The following is a 16,476-nucleotide window of genomic DNA, read 5'->3' on the forward strand; positions in this document are numbered from 1 at the left end:
ATCAGGACACAAGTCCCAGAGCGCGTTTAACAGGCGCAAAACTGCGTCGGTGGTGCGCCGTCGCGCCATACTGTGCCAACTTTTCCAGATGAAAAGCGGTTGGATAGCCTTTGTGCTGCGCAAAGCCATACTGAGGAAAAACGATATCCAGCGCCGCCATTTCTGCGTCGCGGGTGACTTTCGCCAGAATAGACGCCGCGCTAATCTCCGCCACGCGGCTGTCGCCTTTCACCACGGCCATTGACGGCACAGGCAGCGCCGGACAGCGATTGCCGTCGATCAGCACATATTCTGGCGCAATATGCAGACCAGCGACAGCGCGCTGCATGGCGAGCATGGTGGCGTGCAAAATATTCAGCTCATCAATTTCATGCGCTTCCGCGCGTCCCAGACTCCAGCTTAACGCCTTTTCTTTAATCTCTTCATACAATGACAGACGACGCTTTTCAGACAATTTTTTGGAATCATTCAGACCGACGATCGGACGAGCCGGATCGAGGATCACGGCGGCGGTCACTACGGCGCCCACCAGCGGGCCACGGCCCACTTCATCCACACCCGCCACTAAATGGGTGTGTGGATAAACAAATTCGATCATTGTGCTAACTCCAGGACGGCATCTGCCGCCTGCTCATCGGCATTACAGCGGATCTGCTGATGCAATTCACGGAAGGTGTCGTGCATCGCATGGCTGGTTTTACCGTTCGCCAGTAGCGGCAACAGCGCTTCGGCGAGTTTTTGCGGTTCGCACTCTTCCTGCAACAGCTCTTTGACTAATTCTCTTCCCGCCAGCAGGTTAGGCAAAGACACATACTCCGTTTTCACCAGACGTTTCGCCAGCCAGAAAGTGAAGGGCTTCATACGATATCCCACTACCATCGGGCATTTTGCCAGCATACACTCCAGCGCCGCCGTACCCGAGGCCAGCAGAGCCGCGTCGCTGGCGATCATCGCCTCGCGCGCCATGCCGTCCAGCAAATGAACGGCGAGATCCGGCGCAACCTCCGCTTTAATTTTTTCAAACTGCTCGCGGCGTTTCGCGTTCACCAGCGGCACTACCACTTCCAGATCGGGATAGCGCTGTCGCAGCAATTGTGCGGTTTTCAGGAAGTCGGCGCTGAGCATTTCCACTTCCGCGCCACGGCTGCCTGGCAGTAGCGCCAGACAATGGGCGTCATGCGGGATACCCAACACGTCGCGCGCCGCATTTTTATCCGGGTCCAGCGGCATGGCATCCGCCATGGTGTGACCGATAAAGCGGCACGGGACGTTAAATTTATCGTAAAACGCTTTTTCGAAAGGCAGAAAGGCCAGCACCATATGGGTGGATCTGCCTATTTTGAAAACGCGTTTCTGTCGCCAGGCCCAAACGGACGGGCTGACATAATGAATGGTCTTAATCCCTTGCTTTTTCAGATTACCTTCGAGGGTAATATTGAAATCAGGGGCGTCAATCCCGACAAAGACATCGGGCTTGAGTTCGGTAAAACGGCGGGTCAGATCGGCGCGGATATGCAACAAACGGCGTAAACGTCCGAGCACTTCAACAATGCCCATGACCGCCAGCTCTTCCATTTCGTACCAGGCTTCACACCCTTCAGCCTGCATACGCGGCCCCGCAACGCCCACAAAGCGGGCGTTGGGTACGCGCGCTTTCAGCGCACGAATTAAGCCTGCGCCAAGAATATCGCCGGACGTTTCACCGGCGACCAGGGCAATCGTTAAAGGACGCTGTGCCGCCATTAACGAATCGGACCACGCGTTGAACGCTCAAAGAACTCGGTAAACGCCTTCACTTCCGGATGCTTTTCAGCAAGTTCAGCGATTTCCAGCTTCGCTTCGTCGAGCGTTTTACCACTGCGGTACAACAGTTTGTAGGCATTACGAATCGCCACCAGCCCTTCACGGCTAAAGCCGCGACGCTTCAGCCCTTCGATATTTACCCCGAACGGCGTCGCATGGTTACCCTGCGCAATCACATACGGAGGGACATCCTGCGCCACGCCGGAGCAGCCGCCGACCATCACATGCGCACCGATAATGCAGAATTGATGAACTGCCGTCATACCGCCGATGATCGCAAAATCATCGACTGATACGTGCCCCGCCAGCGTGGCGTTGTTGGCGAGGATACAGCGATTACCTACCGTACAATCATGTGCGACATGCGCATTGATCATCAGCAGGTTATCGCTACCCACCTTCGTCAACCCACCGCCCTGCACTGTACCACGATGAATGGTGACGCTTTCGCGGATGCGGTTACGATCGCCAATTTCCACACGGGTCGGCTCACCCGCATATTTCAGATCCTGGTTCACTTCACCGATGGAGGCAAACTGATAAATCTCGTTGTCGCGGCCGATTTTGGTTTGACCATTCACGACCACATGAGACTTCAGTACGGTTCCCTCACCAATTTCGACCTGCGGCCCAACAATACAAAAGGGACCAATGTGAGCATTAGCGCCAATTACAGCGCCGTCTTCCACAATGGCGGTAGGATGAATAAAGGCGGATTTATCAATCACGAATCAGGCCTCCCGGCTACGAGCACACATCATGGTTGCTTCGCACACAACTTTACCGTCGACCAGCGCAACCCCTTTAAAGCGGGTCAGGCCACGGCGCGTTTTCTCGAAAGTGACTTCCATGATCATCTGATCGCCTGGCACCACCGGACGCTTAAAGCGCGCTTCATCAATACCCGCGAAATAATACAGTTCGCCAGGTTCCAGTTTACCAACGCTTTTAAACGCCAGAATACCGGTTGCCTGCGCCATCGCTTCCAGAATCAGCACGCCTGGCAAAATCGGTTTGCCCGGGAAGTGTCCCTGGAAAAACGGCTCGTTGACGGAGACATTTTTCACCGCACGCAGAAAACGACCTTCTTCAAAGTCCAGCACGCGATCGACCAGTAAAAACGGAAAACGGTGCGGCAGAAGCTCTAAAATCTCTTCAATCTGCAGAGTATGAGTGTTAGTAGTCAAAATACTCTTCCTGTCCAAATATACAAAAAGGCAATAATAACACGGCCTGCCGCAATCGTATGAATGTGACAGGCCGGAAAAGAATGGCAACTACAAGGCGAAACGTTAGTCTTGTTGATTAACCTTGCGCTCAATCGCTTTGAGACGCTTGCTCATATCATCAATGTTCATCACCAATGCAGCAGTTTTACGCCATACTTTGTTGGGTTGCAGCGGAATGCCTGAGGAGTAGACGCCCGGTTCCGTGATGGGACGCATCACCATACCCATGCCAGTTACCGTGACTTTGTCGCATATTTCCATATGCCCATTGATCACGCTGGCGCCGCCAATCATGCAGTAACGGCCAATCTTCAGGCTACCCGCCATAATGACGCCACCGGCAACTGCCGTATTGTCGCCAATCACGACGTTATGTGCAATCTGGCACTGATTATCAATAATCACGCCATTGCCAATAACAGTATCATCCAACGCGCCACGGTCAATGGTGGTACAAGCGCCGATCTCGACACGATCGCCAATAATGACCCGGCCCAGTTGTGGGATCTTCACCCAGTTGCCACGATCGTTAGCGTAGCCAAAACCGTCCGCGCCGATCACCGTACTGGACTGGATCAGGCAATTCTCACCGATCTGAATGTCGTGGTAAATCGTTACGTTCGCCCACAAGCGTGAACCCGCCCCGATTTTGCTATTTTTTCCGACGAAACAGCCTGCGCCGATAACCACGTTATCGCCCAGTTGTACGCCAGATTCAATCACCGCATTCGCGCCGACTGAAACATTGCTACCCAGCGTTGCCGTCGCATCAATCACGGCGCTTGGCGCGATATTCTGCGCGGGCTGCGGCGTAGTATCTAAAATTTGCGCCATGCGCGCGTAGGTCAGGTAGGGATTTTTAACTACCAGCGCCGCGCTCTTGGCAAAAGGAAGATCGTCCTGCGTCATGACAACCGCAGAAGCCTGGCATAAACCTAAGTGTTCACGGTACTTAGGATTTACCATAAACGTAATGTGGCCTGTTGTTGCAGATTGCATGGACGCAACGCCGGTGATGACGATATCGCCATCACCGTGTAATTCTGCATCCAACTGTTCTGCTAAGTCAGCCAGTCGAATTGAAGGCATTACTTATTTAACCTGTTTCAGTACGTCAGCGGTGATGTCTTTCACATCGCTGCTGTTGTAAGCAACGGTGTTTGCGTCTACCACCAGATCGATACTCTGGTCGTTAGCCACTTTTTTCACCGCAGTCTGGATACGAGTCACCAGTTTGTTGCGTTCTTCGTTGGAACGACGAGCGCGATCTTTCTCAAAAGCCTGCGCTTTTTGCGCGAAAGTCTGGCGCTGAGACATCACGTCTTTTTCCAGCTTAGTACGATCGCTACCTGCTTTCATGGATTGCAGACGCTGCATTTTAGATTGCAGATCGGTTTCCATTTTTTGCAGTTCAGCCGCACGGCCTTTAAATTCGTTTTCCAGTGTATTGGATACACCCGTCTTCTGCGCAACCTGTTGGAACAGATTACCCATGTTGACGATTGCAATTTTGTCAGCAGCCTGTGCGGACGTTACCATCGCCAAACCAAGACCTGCAGCTAATAACCACTTTTTCACAATAAACTCCTTACCATCCCATTTGCACCCGAAGGTACAGCTCTTTGCGTGGCCTGGCGATCCCTGGGGGCATCGCCAAAAGTCATCGCTACACTACCAATGCATTCCTTTGCAGTGAACAATTACCAGGTTTTACCAATGTTAAACTGGAACTGCTCGGCTTTGTCTCCATCGTACTTTTTAAACGGCTGGGCGTAGGAGAAGACCAACGGCCCCAATGGGGACATCCATTGTAATGCGATACCCGCGGACATACGGATGTTGCCTGGATCGCTGTAGTCCGGTACATCTGACGGCGCAGATGACGGATCCCAGTTCGTATCCCAAACGGTACCCATATCCCAGAAGAAGGAGGTACGAACCGAGTTGGCATACTTTTCGCTGATGAACGGCGTCGGGGTAATAAATTCCAGGCTGGCGACAGCCATGGCATTACCACCTACCGCATCATCTGATTTACAGCCTGATTCCTGAGTACAGTCTTCGTAATCATCATTATCGTCCCAACTAGTGTGGGCGCCATTTTTATAGACCGCTTTCGGGCCGATAGTATTCGACTGGAAACCACGCACGGTACTGGAACCACCGGCATAGAAGTTCTCATAGAACGGCATTTCCTTGCCGCCTAAACCATCGCCATAACCCCAACGAGTACGCCCAAGAACCACCCACTTGTGGTCGTTATCAATAGGCACATAGGTCGCGGTATCCAGCGACACTTTGTAGTATTCGTTGTCGGAACCTGGAATCGTCACCTTACCCGTCAGGTTGACTCGCGAGCCGTCCGTCGGGAAATAACCACGGTCAAGCTTGTTATAGGTCCAGCCGTAGTTAAAGGTGAAGTCGTCGGCGGCAAAATCGCTGGCATCAGGGTCGCCCATCGATTCAAGATAACGATCCATCGCGATCTGCGGCTGCATGTTGGACAGTTTGTTATGGACATAACCCAGACCAGCACGCAACGTGTTGTACTCGTTGATGGGGAAGCCAAGCGTCACATCCGTACCGTAACTCTTGTTGGTATAGTCGGACAGGTCGGCATCATCCGCTTCAAAGTCGTTATAGAAGATACGACCACCGAGGCTCACGCCGTCAACGGTAAAGTATGGGTTAGTAACGGACAGTTCGCTGTAGGTCTGGTAGTCGTTTTTGGTACCGTTAATCCCCACGGAATAACCGGTACCTAACCAGTTGTCCTGCTGAACGCCGGCCTGGAAGCTAACGCCGCTTTCTGTACCGTAACCGATACCGAAGTTAAAGCTACCGGTGTTGCGCTCTTTCACCTTGTACACCACATCAACCTGATCCGGGCTACCCGGAACGCGCTGCGTGTCGGTGTCGACGGTTTCAAAGAAGCCGAGACGGTTCAAACGCTCTTTCCCCTGGTCAACCAGGTCGCTGCCCAGCCACGCCCCTTCCATCTGGCGCATTTCACGGCGCAGAACGGAATCTTTTGAGGTGTCGTTGCCTTCAAAGCGGATCTTACGCACGTAGAAACGGTTGCCCGCATCGACGTTTACGCGCAGTTTTACGGTTTTGTCAGCATCGTTAATTTCAGGCTGTGACTGCACGCGCGGATAGGCGTAACCATAGCGACCCAGAAGCTTTTTGATGTCATCTTCCATTTTGGTCACTTTGGTGCCGTTATAGAGCTCGCCCGGTTCAATTTTCGTCAGTTTCTCAATTTCAGCGGAATGTCCGGCCAGGTTACCGCTCACCTGAACCCCGGAAAGCTTGTACTGATCGCCTTCGGTGATATTGACGGTGATGTAGATCCCTTTCTTATCCGGCGTCAGACTCACTTGCGTGGAGTCAATATTGAAACGCGCGTAGCCGCGATCCAGATAGTAGCTGCGCAAGGTTTCAAGGTCGCCCGCCAGCTTCTGTTTCTGGTATTTACGATCGCCGACGACGTTCCACCACGGCACTTCGTCACGCAACTGGAAATGAGAAATGAGTTCTTCGGTGCTAAAGGCATGGTTACCGACGATGTTGATCTGTTGGATCTTCGCCGATACGCCCTCCTGGAACACCAGTTTAAGATCAACACGGTTGCGCGGCAGCGGCGTGACGACCGCCTTAACGCTGGCGCTGTATTTACCTACGCTATAGTAAAAGTCTTCCAGACCTTTTTCGATATCAGACAGCGTGGTGCGATCCAGAGACTCGCCAACACGTACGCCAGACGCTTCGAGGTTTTGCTTGAGCATGTCATCTTTCACCGACTTGTTCCCGGAGAAAGTGATGCTGGCAATGGTCGGACGTTCTTTTACCTGAACCAGAAGGGTATTACCATCGCGCAGGACGCGGACGTCCTCAAAGTTGCCGGTGGCGAACAGAGCGCGAATGGTGTTACTGATATCTTCATCATTAACCGTGTCGCCTGTGCGCACCGGCATACTGAGGAGAGCCGCACCAACGGCGACTCGCTGCAGGCCTTCGAAATGAATGTCCTTCACTACGAACCCTTCAGCACCGTATACGGTGGCGCTGCTGAACAGCAGCGACGCTATGAGCAACTTTTTCATCGCCATCGTTATTATGCGTTCTTCCTAACTAACTCTCTTACAACCGAGAGAAATCATTGAAAAGTGCAAGCCCCATTAACAACACCAGCAAAATCGAGCCAATGCGATAACTAAAGTCTTGAACCCGCTCGGATACCGGCCCGCCCTTAAGCTTTTCAATCGCCAGGAACAGCAGATGACCCCCGTCAAGAACGGGCAGCGGAAACAGGTTGATTATCCCTAAGTTCACGCTGATTAGCGCAAGGAACATCAGGTAATAAATCACCCCGAACTCCGCTGACATCCCAGCCCCCTGAGCGATAGAAATCGGCCCACTGAGGTTGTTCAGTTTCACATCACCGGTTATCAATTTACCCAGCATACTGACCGTCAGCTTCATCAACTGCCACGTCTTATCCGTGGCTTCGAGGATGGCGCTAAAAGGCCCATACTGGCGTATAGTCTTGTACTCTTCCGGCAGAGGAATAATTTTAGGCACCACGCCTGCAAACCCTTCCGCCTTTCCGTTAACCGATTTCGTATCCGGCGTTAACGTCAACGACAAGGCGCTCCCCTGCCTTTCAATCTCTAACGCTAACGGCTTACCGGGATTATCGCGTACAAACGTCACGAATTTCATCCACTGCGTTAACGGCTGACCATCGACTTTAACGATCCTGTCGCCTGCTTGCAAACCCGCTTTACTGGCTGCGGAATTCGCCTGCACTTCTGACAGTACCGGTTCAATCTGTGGCCCGCGGGGCCGAATCCCTAAAGAAGATACAGGATCTTGCTTATCAGGCTCAAATGCCCAGTGACGTAAATCAAGCGTTTTGTCCTGCCGCTGGTCGCTACCAAACGGCGCGACGCTCACCGTCGTCTGCTGATCGCCAATTTTGGACACCAGTTGTAAACGCACGGCATCCCAATCAGGGGTTTCGATACCATCAACGGCTTTAAGTTCCGTACCAGGCGCAATTTGCGCCTGCGCAGCAATCGAGTTGGGCGTTATTTCACCAATGACCGGACGAACGCCAGGGACGCCGATGATAAAGACCAGCCAGTAAGCAAAGATAGCAAAAATGAAGTTCGCAACCGGACCTGCGGCAATAATTGCGGCGCGCTGGCCCACCGTTTTGTTATTGAAGGCGTGACGACGCAATTCCGGCGCTACCGGTTCGGCGCGCTCATCCAGCATTTTGACGTAGCCGCCCAGCGGGATCAGGGCGATGACATACTCGGTGCCGTACCGATCGGTACGACGCCAGAGCGCTTTGCCAAAACCGATGGAAAAGCGCTCAACTCGCACACCGCAGCGCCGGGCAACCCAGAAATGACCAAATTCATGCACAGTGATCAGCACGCCCAGTGCGATGATGAATGCAGCCAGATTCCAGAGAATACTCAGCATAAAACCTTCCGTTAGAGCGTCCTGAACACCAGTAACAACAGGCAAGCAAAGACCGGTACGGCAGCCGTCAGGCTGTCAATTCGGTCCAGAATGCCGCCATGGCCTGGAATCAAGTGGCCGCTATCCTTAATTCCTGCTTCGCGCTTAAACATACTCTCGGTGAGGTCGCCCAGTACAGAAGCCAGAGCCGCCACCACAGAGCAAATCAGCAAGATAACAGGCGCAACATTCAGATTCGCCCACATACCGTAACCCCATGAGATCACGGCAGCCGTAGCAAGCCCGCCGATAAACCCTTGCCAGGTTTTACCCGGGGAAACCTTCGGCGCCAGCTTATGTTTGCCAAACAATTTACCAAACATATACGCGCCAGAGTCCGCTCCCCAGACCAGGATCATGACATAGAGTAGCCATATTGCGCCACTGTAATGATTCTCGTCATAGTGCCAGGCACGCAGCGCCAGCATGCCCCAGAAAAATGGCACAATAGTTAACAAACCGAAAATGAGACGCAATGTTTTTGAGTTGCGCCAGATTGCCGCCGAACCGGGATAAAATAGCACCAGCAGTAGCGCGACAACCCACCATCCTAACGATGCCCAAAGCGACATCTCAACCAGCGGTTGACGAATGTTGTGATGATACTCAGGCAACAAAAATAGCATCAGCGCCAATAACAGACCACACAGCACCGCCAGCCAAACCCGCTGTGAACGCGCGGCGAAACCGCTTAACTGTCCCCATTCCCACGCGGCCAGCATACAGACAACCAGCGTAATAATAGCGAACCCCACCGGCGGCAATAAAAAAAGCGCAGCGATGACCGCGGGTATTAACACAAAAGCAGAAATCAGGCGATACTTCAGCAAAAGCAACCCCCATCAGGCTTTGTCATCACCAGGCTCGGTACCGCCGAAACGACGCTCTCGATTAGCAAAGGCATGCAGCGCACCTTCAAAGTCTTGTTCATCGAAATCGGGCCAAAGAACATCCGTAAAGTAAAGTTCGGCATAGGCAATTTGCCAAAGCAAAAAGTTACTAATGCGATGCTCTCCCCCAGTCCTAATTACTAAATCCACAGGCGCCAGCTCATGCATACAGATTTGCTGGCCTAGTCTCTCTTCATCAATCTGATCGGGGCGCAGCACTCCAGCCTGCACCTGTTCCGCCAGTTGTCGGACTCCCTGGACAATATCCCAACGTCCGCCGTAATTCGCAGCAATATTCAGCGTTAGACCCGTATTATGGGCGGTAAGCGCTTCTGATTTGCGAATACGTTCTTGTAAACGTGAGTTGAATCGACTGATATCGCCGATAATACGCAGGCGAACGTTATGGCGGTGCAGGCTTTTGACTTCGCTATCCAGCGCCCACACAAACAGCTCCATTAACGCGCTCACTTCCTGCGCCGGTCGGTTCCAGTTTTCACTACTAAAGGCATACAGCGTTAACGCATCAATACCGTTATTGGCAGCAAAAGAGACCGCTCGCCGGACGGACTTCGCTCCGGCTTTATGCCCAAAGGCCCGGATCTTCCCTTGCTTTTTCGCCCAGCGACCATTGCCATCCATAATTATGGCAACATGACGGCAGCCATGTGCTGGCAAATTTTCGCTTACTGGTTGAGTTGCAGACAACATAACGCGTTTTTTGTCCCTGAAAGGATTTAGCGGTACTCAGGAATACTGAAGCCTTTATACACATTCTCTTCGGTTCGCTTCGCGGATGACTGCGCCTCATCGCCCCTGTCGTGCGCTGTCTGCGCACGCCGGGAACGTATTCGCCTGCCGTCCCGATGCGTCCTGAATGATTTTGTGTATCCACAAAAAAGCCGTGTAAAACCACGGCTAACCTGACCGAAAAAAGCCAAAAACCTGCGATCAGGTGGCGCAGACTATATCACCGAAGCCCAACGCTAACAAATAGCACGATCTTCTGTCGCGGGATAATCGTCAGCGTGAGAGCCGTATCACTTGTTTTCTGGCTACTTCACGCGCGATGGCGTCAACCTGCAATACGTCCTCAACGCTTGCCGGTTCCTGTAAATCCATCCTCTCCAGCACCGCTAAATTGAGCCCGGCGATATCGGTAAAACGAATCTGTTGCGCCAGAAACGCGGCAACGGTGATTTCGTTTGCCGCATTGAGCGCCGTCGTTGCCGCCTGACCTTGCTCAAACGCCTCCATCGCCAGCTTCAGGCACGGATAACGCTGATAATCTGGCGCGCTAAACGTCAGCGCGCTGAGCTTGCAAAAATCGAGCGGCTGCGCGCCGGACGTGACGCGATTCGGCCATGCCATCGTATGCGCAATAGGCGTACGCATGTCAGGTTCTCCAAGCTGCGCCAGGACGCTGCCGTCCTGATAACGCACCATCGAATGAATGACCGATTGCGGATGGATCAACACTTCCATCTGACGTGCGCTGGCATTAAATAACCAACGCGCTTCAATGTATTCCAGACCTTTATTCATCATGGTGGCGGAGTCGACGGAGATTTTTCGCCCCATCGACCAGTTCGGATGACGACATGCCTGATCCGGCGTCATCGCTGCCAGATCGCACATTGGCGTTTCACGAAACGGGCCACCAGACCCGGTAAGCAAAATCGACGTTACGCCATTTTGCTCAAGGTCAGCGTATCCCAGATTATGCTGAATAGATTGCGGCAAACTCTGAAAAATCGCGTTATGTTCGCTATCGACGGGTAAAAGCCGGGCGTTGCTGCGTTTTACTTCGTCCATAAACAGCCGCCCGCAGGTCACCAGCGATTCTTTATTCGCCAGCAGAATCGTCTTCCCTGCGCGAATCGCCGCCAGGGTCGGCAGTAAACCAGCCGCGCCCACAATGGCCGCCATCACATGCCCGACCTCATCAAGCGCCGCCATCTCACAGGCAGCCTGCTGACCGCTCAGAACCTCGGTGCGGCTGCCATGCTGCTGAAGCATTATTTTGAGCTGTTCTGCGCTCGACGTATCGTCCATCACGGCATAACGCGGCGAGAATTCCAGGCACTGCTCCGCCATGCGGGCGACATTTTTACCCGCCACCAGCGCGATAACGCGGAAGCTATCAGGATTATGGCGCACCACGTCCAGTGTGCTGCAACCAATAGAGCCGGTCGAGCCCAGAATGGTTAATTGCTTCATGAAACGTCCAGAAGTGTTGAAACGGAATAAAAAGCAAAACGCCGCACAGGAGACCTGATAATGTCTTCTGCGCGGCGCTTTGTACACCACTCATCCGCCAGGTTTAGCGGTGGAATGAGTTTATATCTGCGTACAGATCAATCAGAACTGCATCAGTTCTGCTTCTTTATCTGCCAACGCCGCATCAACTTTCTTAATTGCCGCGTCGGTCATTTTCTGTACTTCTTCCTGAGAGCGACGATCGTCATCTTCACTGATCGCTTTATCTTTCAGCAGAGCTTTTACTTTATCGTTCGCATCACGGCGGACGTTACGAACGGCGACACGCGCCTGCTCCGCTTCGCCACGGACAATTTTCGTCAGATCTTTACGACGTTCTTCGGTCAGCGGCGGCAGCGGAACGCGAATGTCGGTGCCCGCAGAGCTTGGATTCAAACCGAGGTCTGACGCCATGATCGCTTTTTCAACGGCTGGCCCCATAGAACGGTCAAACACGTTAATTTTTAAGGTACGGGAGTCTTCTACCGTTACGCTTGCCAACTGGCGCAGCGGGGTCGGAGTGCCATAGTATTCTACGACAATACCATCCAGCAGGCTGGGAGAAGCACGACCCGTGCGCACTTTGCTGATTTGGGTTTTGAACGCTTCAACGCATTTTTCCATGCGTACTTCAGCATCTTTTCTGATATCGCTAATCACGTTACGAATCCTTGAAAACTAGTCTCAGTCAGACCAGACGGTCACACAATACAAAGATGTGCTAAGTATAGTCTCGTTTAATTTCTGCCAGGTAATAAGACCCGTCAATAGAACAGAATCTTACCCGTATTTGGCGCTCACGGGAATTATTCCGTGATTAACGTCCCTTCTTTTTCGCCCATCACCACACGACGCAGCGCGCCTGGTTTGTTCATGTTGAAAACACGAATCGGCAGTTTGTGGTCACGAGCCAGCGTGAACGCCGCCAGATCCATCACTTTCAGCTCTTTATCCAGCACTTCGCTGTAGGTCAGCTGATCGTACATGGTCGCGGAAGGATCTTTTGCCGGATCGGCAGTGAATACGCCATCCACTTTAGTCGCTTTCAGTACGACATCCGCTTCAATTTCGATCCCGCGCAGACAGGCTGCAGAGTCGGTAGTGAAGAACGGGTTACCCGTACCTGCAGACAGAATCACAACACGGTTATTACGCAGCAGGCTAATCGCCTCGGCCCAACTGTAGTTGTCGCACACGCCGTTTAAAGGAATTGCCGACATCAGGCGGGCGTTCACATAGGCGCGGTGAAGCGCATCACGCATTGCCAGGCCGTTCATGACGGTGGCCAACATGCCCATGTGGTCGCCCACAACGCGGTTCATCCCCGCTTTTGCCAGACCCGCGCCACGGAACAGGTTACCACCGCCAATCACCACACCAACCTGAATACCCAGTTCAACCAGTTCTTTGATCTCCTGAGCCATACGATCCAGTATGCTTGCATCAATACCGAAGCCTTCCGTACCCTGCAGAGCTTCGCCGCTTAATTTAAGCAGAATGCGTTTATAGACGGGTTTTGCATTGGTAGCCATGTTTCTTTCCTGAGACTGTCAACGATTGATATGAGTTAATTCCGGCGACATTGTACGTCGCATTTCAGCGCAGACGCCAGGCGTCGGCTGATTTTACAAGAGAGGCGCAAAAAGAAGCCGCCCTCAGGCGGCTCCTCAGGAAAATCAGGACTGCTTAGACATCGCAGCAACTTCTGCTGCAAAGTCAGTCTCGACTTTCTCAATGCCTTCGCCCACTTCAAAGCGGATGAAGCCAGTCACGTCAGCGTTGTGCTCTTTCAGCAGTTGGCCAACAGATTTGCTCGGTTCCATGACGAAAGGCTGACCAGTCAGAGAAACTTCGCCGGTGAATTTCTTCATGCGGCCTTCAACCATTTTCTCTGCGATTTCTTTCGGCTTACCGGACTGCATCGCGATGTCCAGCTGTACCTGGTACTCTTTCTCTACCACGTCAGCAGACACGTCTTCCGGCTTAACGAATTCCGGCTTGCTTGCCGCAACGTGCATCGCCAGCTGTTTAACCAGCTCTTCGTCAGCGCCTTTAGCGGCAACCAGAACGCCGATGCGCGCACCGTGCTGGTAAGAACCCAGAACGTCGCCTTCCAGGGAAGCGACGCGACGAATGTTGATGTTCTCGCCGATTTTCGCAACCAGAGCAACGCGCTCTTCTTCGAACTGCGCTTTCAGGACTTCTACGTCAGTGATTTTGCCAGCAACAGCGGCGTCCAGCACTTTGTCAGCAAATGCCTGGAAGCCAGCATCTTTAGCCACGAAGTCAGTCTGGCAGTTAACTTCCAGAATGAAAGCGACGTTACCGTCGATTTTGGTTTTGATTACGCCGTCAGCAGCCACGTTGCCTGCTTTTTTCGCCGCTTTGATAGCGCCGGACTTACGCATGTTTTCGATTGCCAGCTCAATGTCGCCATTCGCTTCAGTCAGCGCTTTTTTGCAATCCATCATGCCTGCGCCGGTACGCTCACGCAGCTCTTTTACCAGGGATGCGGTAATTTCAGCCATTCTAAAATCCTCGAAAGATTTGATCTGCCCGGCATCAAACCGCACAGATATAAAAGTGAAAAAGGGGGCCATATACAGGCCCCCTAACCAAACGTGATACTACCTGGTCTATAAGGGCTCTCCCCTTCATATTTCGAGCCGCAGGCGCGTTGCCTTCACTCGCTCATCCCGGTCACTTACTGATGTAAGCTCCCGGGAATTCTCGAGCTTGCCGCCTTCCTGCAACTCGAACTATTTTAGGGAGTTATCAAGCCTTATTACTCGGCTTCTACGAAGCTTTCTTCCGCCTGGGAAGCCAGATCCTGAGAACGGCCTTCACGAACGGTTGCAGCGACAGCGCCCAGGTACAGGCTAACAGCACGGATTGCGTCATCGTTACCCGGGATAACGAAGTCAACGCCGTCCGGATCAGAGTTGGTATCAACGATAGCAAATACCGGGATACCCAGGTTGTTCGCTTCTTTGATAGCAATGTGCTCGTGGTCAGCATCGATAACGAACAGAGCGTCCGGCAGACCGCCCATGTCTTTGATACCGCCCAGGCTGTTTTCCAGTTTCTCAAGCTCACGAGTACGCATCAGCGCTTCTTTCTTGGTCAGCTTTTCGAAAGTACCGTCCTGAGACTGAGTTTCCAGGTCTTTCAGACGTTTGATGGACTGACGAACTGTTTTCCAGTTAGTCAGCATACCGCCCAGCCAGCGATGGTTCACGAAGAACTGGTCGCAGCTGTTAGCAGCTTCTTTCACCGCTTCGCTTGCAGCGCGTTTAGTACCAACGAAAAGGATTTTACCTTTACGAGCAGAGATCTTGTTCAGTTCAGCCAGAGCTTCGTTGAACATCGGTACAGTTTTCTCAAGGTTGATGATGTGAACTTTGTTACGCGCGCCGAAGATGAAAGGCTTCATTTTCGGGTTCCAGTAACGGGTCTGGTGACCAAAGTGAACACCAGCCTTGAGCATGTCGCGCATGGAAACAGTTGCCATGATTTAAAACCTCTATAGATTAAGTTGGGGTTATGCCTCCACGTATCCCATATTACCGACCCCAAAGGGCACCCCGGAATATGTGCCGATACGTGTGTGTTGTTACACAAAGTGAGATTTGTCGCTCCCGTCCATCGTGTGTAGTCTTCGAATGGATCGGAAGTCCGGCGCGCTTTATACCACAAATACGCCACCGACACCAATAATTGTTGGCACTCAATGCTGAATTGAACGATGAATTTCGTGTTACAGGCAGGCGGCAAATTTTTGCATCCCCGAGAGCTTACGGCCAGTAAGTGACTGGGGTGAAAAAATGTCGCCAACGCACCTGTGGCACGAAAGGCGAAGTTCAGAATGATTCTCAATTTGGCAGGGTACACCCCTGACTGATACCATTGTCAGCACTTACACAATTATTGCCGAAATCATCGGCACTGATGGACAGAATTCATGGCTATCTCTATCAAGACATCTGAAGACATCGAAAAAATGCGCGTCGCGGGCCGTCTGGCAGCCGAAGTGCTGGAAATGATCGAACCGTATATCAAACCGGGCGTCACCACCGGCGAACTGGACCGTATCTGTAACGATTACATCGTTAACGAACAACACGCGATCTCCGCCTGCCTCGGCTACCACGGCTATCCGAAATCCGTCTGTATCTCTATTAATGAAGTGGTGTGCCACGGCATTCCGGATGACGCTAAACATCTGAAAGATGGTGATATCGTCAACATCGACGTGACCGTGATTAAAGATGAATTCCACGGCGATACCTCGAAGATGTTTATCGTCGGCAAACCGACCATTCTGGGCGAGCGTCTGTGCCGCGTCACGCAAGAGAGCCTGTATCTGGGCATCAAAATGGTGAAACCGGGCATCCGCCTGCGCACCATTGGCGCCGCCATCCAGAAATATGCCGAAGGCGAAGGTTTCTCCGTGGTACGTGAATACTGCGGACACGGTATTGGTCGCGGCTTCCATGAAGAACCGCAGGTGCTGCATTATGATGCAGACGATGGCGGCGTCGTGTTGCAGCCTGGCATGACCTTTACCATTGAACCGATGCTGAACGCCGGGGATTACCGTATCCGCACCATGAAAGACGGCTGGACGGTAAAAACCAAAGACCGCAGCTTGTCTGCTCAGTACGAGCATACTATTGTGGTAACGGAAAACGGCTGTGAAATTCTGACGCTGCGTAAAGATGACACCATCCCGGCGATCATCACACACGACGAATAATGTT

16 protein-coding genes are annotated in these 16,476 nt (G+C 52.5%); 1 reads left to right on the forward strand and 15 read right to left on the reverse strand.

Annotation, left to right across the window (positions count from 1 at the left end):
* Position 1: 1 nt before the first annotated feature.
* The 15 genes from rnhB to rpsB all read right to left on the reverse strand — a co-directional run bounded on the left by rnhB (position 2) and on the right by rpsB (position 15,227).
* Positions 2–598 (reverse strand): ribonuclease HII, encoded by a 597-nt coding sequence (gene rnhB, locus NBA72_RS15975; protein ID WP_042947540.1) that lies wholly within the window; start codon positions 596–598, stop codon positions 2–4.
* Positions 595–1,743: a lipid-A-disaccharide synthase gene (gene lpxB, locus NBA72_RS15980; RefSeq protein WP_000741216.1), complete on the reverse strand. Its 1,149-nt coding sequence runs from the start codon at positions 1,741–1,743 to the stop codon at positions 595–597. The genes rnhB and lpxB overlap by 4 nt, the downstream gene beginning before the upstream one ends.
* On the reverse strand, positions 1,743–2,531 hold the full coding sequence (gene lpxA / locus NBA72_RS15985) for an acyl-ACP--UDP-N-acetylglucosamine O-acyltransferase (RefSeq protein WP_000565950.1): 789 nt from the start codon (positions 2,529–2,531) through the stop codon (positions 1,743–1,745). Before lpxA ends, lpxB begins: the two co-directional genes overlap by 1 nt.
* Before the next feature lie 3 nt (positions 2,532–2,534).
* Positions 2,535–2,990 carry a 3-hydroxyacyl-ACP dehydratase FabZ gene (gene fabZ, locus NBA72_RS15990; protein WP_000210741.1) on the reverse strand — a complete coding sequence of 152 codons (456 nt, stop codon included), beginning with the start codon at positions 2,988–2,990 and terminating at the stop codon, positions 2,535–2,537.
* Positions 2,991–3,095: 105 nt separating this feature from the next.
* Positions 3,096–4,121, reverse strand: coding sequence for a UDP-3-O-(3-hydroxymyristoyl)glucosamine N-acyltransferase (gene lpxD, locus NBA72_RS15995; RefSeq protein WP_001139265.1), 1,026 nt, complete (start codon positions 4,119–4,121; stop codon positions 3,096–3,098).
* A gap of 3 nt (positions 4,122–4,124) precedes the next feature.
* Positions 4,125–4,610: a molecular chaperone Skp gene (gene skp / locus NBA72_RS16000; protein WP_000758966.1), complete on the reverse strand. Its 486-nt coding sequence runs from the start codon at positions 4,608–4,610 to the stop codon at positions 4,125–4,127.
* A 122-nt stretch (positions 4,611–4,732) separates the two neighbouring features.
* Positions 4,733–7,144, reverse strand: coding sequence for an outer membrane protein assembly factor BamA (gene bamA, locus NBA72_RS16005; protein WP_001240922.1), 2,412 nt, complete (start codon positions 7,142–7,144; stop codon positions 4,733–4,735).
* 31 nt (positions 7,145–7,175) lie between these two features.
* On the reverse strand, positions 7,176–8,528 hold the full coding sequence (rseP, locus tag NBA72_RS16010) for a sigma E protease regulator RseP (RefSeq protein WP_000949017.1): 1,353 nt from the start codon (positions 8,526–8,528) through the stop codon (positions 7,176–7,178).
* 11 nt (positions 8,529–8,539) lie between these two features.
* Positions 8,540–9,397, reverse strand: a complete 858-nt coding sequence (gene cdsA / locus NBA72_RS16015) for a phosphatidate cytidylyltransferase (protein ID WP_000922422.1) — start codon at positions 9,395–9,397, stop codon at positions 8,540–8,542.
* Positions 9,398–9,409: 12 nt separating this feature from the next.
* Positions 9,410–10,168, reverse strand: a complete 759-nt coding sequence (gene ispU, locus NBA72_RS16020) for a (2E,6E)-farnesyl-diphosphate-specific ditrans,polycis-undecaprenyl-diphosphate synthase (RefSeq protein WP_000947413.1) — start codon at positions 10,166–10,168, stop codon at positions 9,410–9,412.
* A gap of 312 nt (positions 10,169–10,480) precedes the next feature.
* Positions 10,481–11,677, reverse strand: a complete 1,197-nt coding sequence (gene ispC, locus NBA72_RS16025) for a 1-deoxy-D-xylulose-5-phosphate reductoisomerase (RefSeq protein ID WP_000811905.1) — start codon at positions 11,675–11,677, stop codon at positions 10,481–10,483.
* A gap of 141 nt (positions 11,678–11,818) precedes the next feature.
* Positions 11,819–12,376 carry a ribosome recycling factor gene (frr, locus tag NBA72_RS16030; protein ID WP_000622423.1) on the reverse strand — a complete coding sequence of 186 codons (558 nt, stop codon included), beginning with the start codon at positions 12,374–12,376 and terminating at the stop codon, positions 11,819–11,821.
* 146 nt (positions 12,377–12,522) lie between these two features.
* Positions 12,523–13,248 (reverse strand): UMP kinase, encoded by a 726-nt coding sequence (pyrH, locus tag NBA72_RS16035; protein WP_000224567.1) that lies wholly within the window; start codon positions 13,246–13,248, stop codon positions 12,523–12,525.
* Positions 13,249–13,392: 144 nt separating this feature from the next.
* Complete coding sequence (tsf, locus tag NBA72_RS16040; RefSeq protein ID WP_000808106.1) at positions 13,393–14,244, reverse strand: translation elongation factor Ts; 852 nt, start codon at positions 14,242–14,244, stop codon at positions 13,393–13,395.
* A 257-nt stretch (positions 14,245–14,501) separates the two neighbouring features.
* Positions 14,502–15,227, reverse strand: a complete 726-nt coding sequence (gene rpsB, locus NBA72_RS16045) for a 30S ribosomal protein S2 (protein ID WP_000246886.1) — start codon at positions 15,225–15,227, stop codon at positions 14,502–14,504.
* Positions 15,228–15,677: 450 nt separating this feature from the next.
* Here rpsB and map point away from each other — a divergent pair, with 450 nt between their 5' ends.
* Positions 15,678–16,472 carry a type I methionyl aminopeptidase gene (gene map / locus NBA72_RS16050; RefSeq protein ID WP_001018214.1) on the forward strand — a complete coding sequence of 265 codons (795 nt, stop codon included), beginning with the start codon at positions 15,678–15,680 and terminating at the stop codon, positions 16,470–16,472.
* The last annotated feature ends 4 nt before the right edge of the window (positions 16,473–16,476 follow it).

Origin of the sequence: Salmonella sp. NW1250 (assembly GCF_051812965.1) — a bacterium.
GTDB lineage: Bacteria > Pseudomonadota > Gammaproteobacteria > Enterobacterales > Enterobacteriaceae > Salmonella > Salmonella enterica.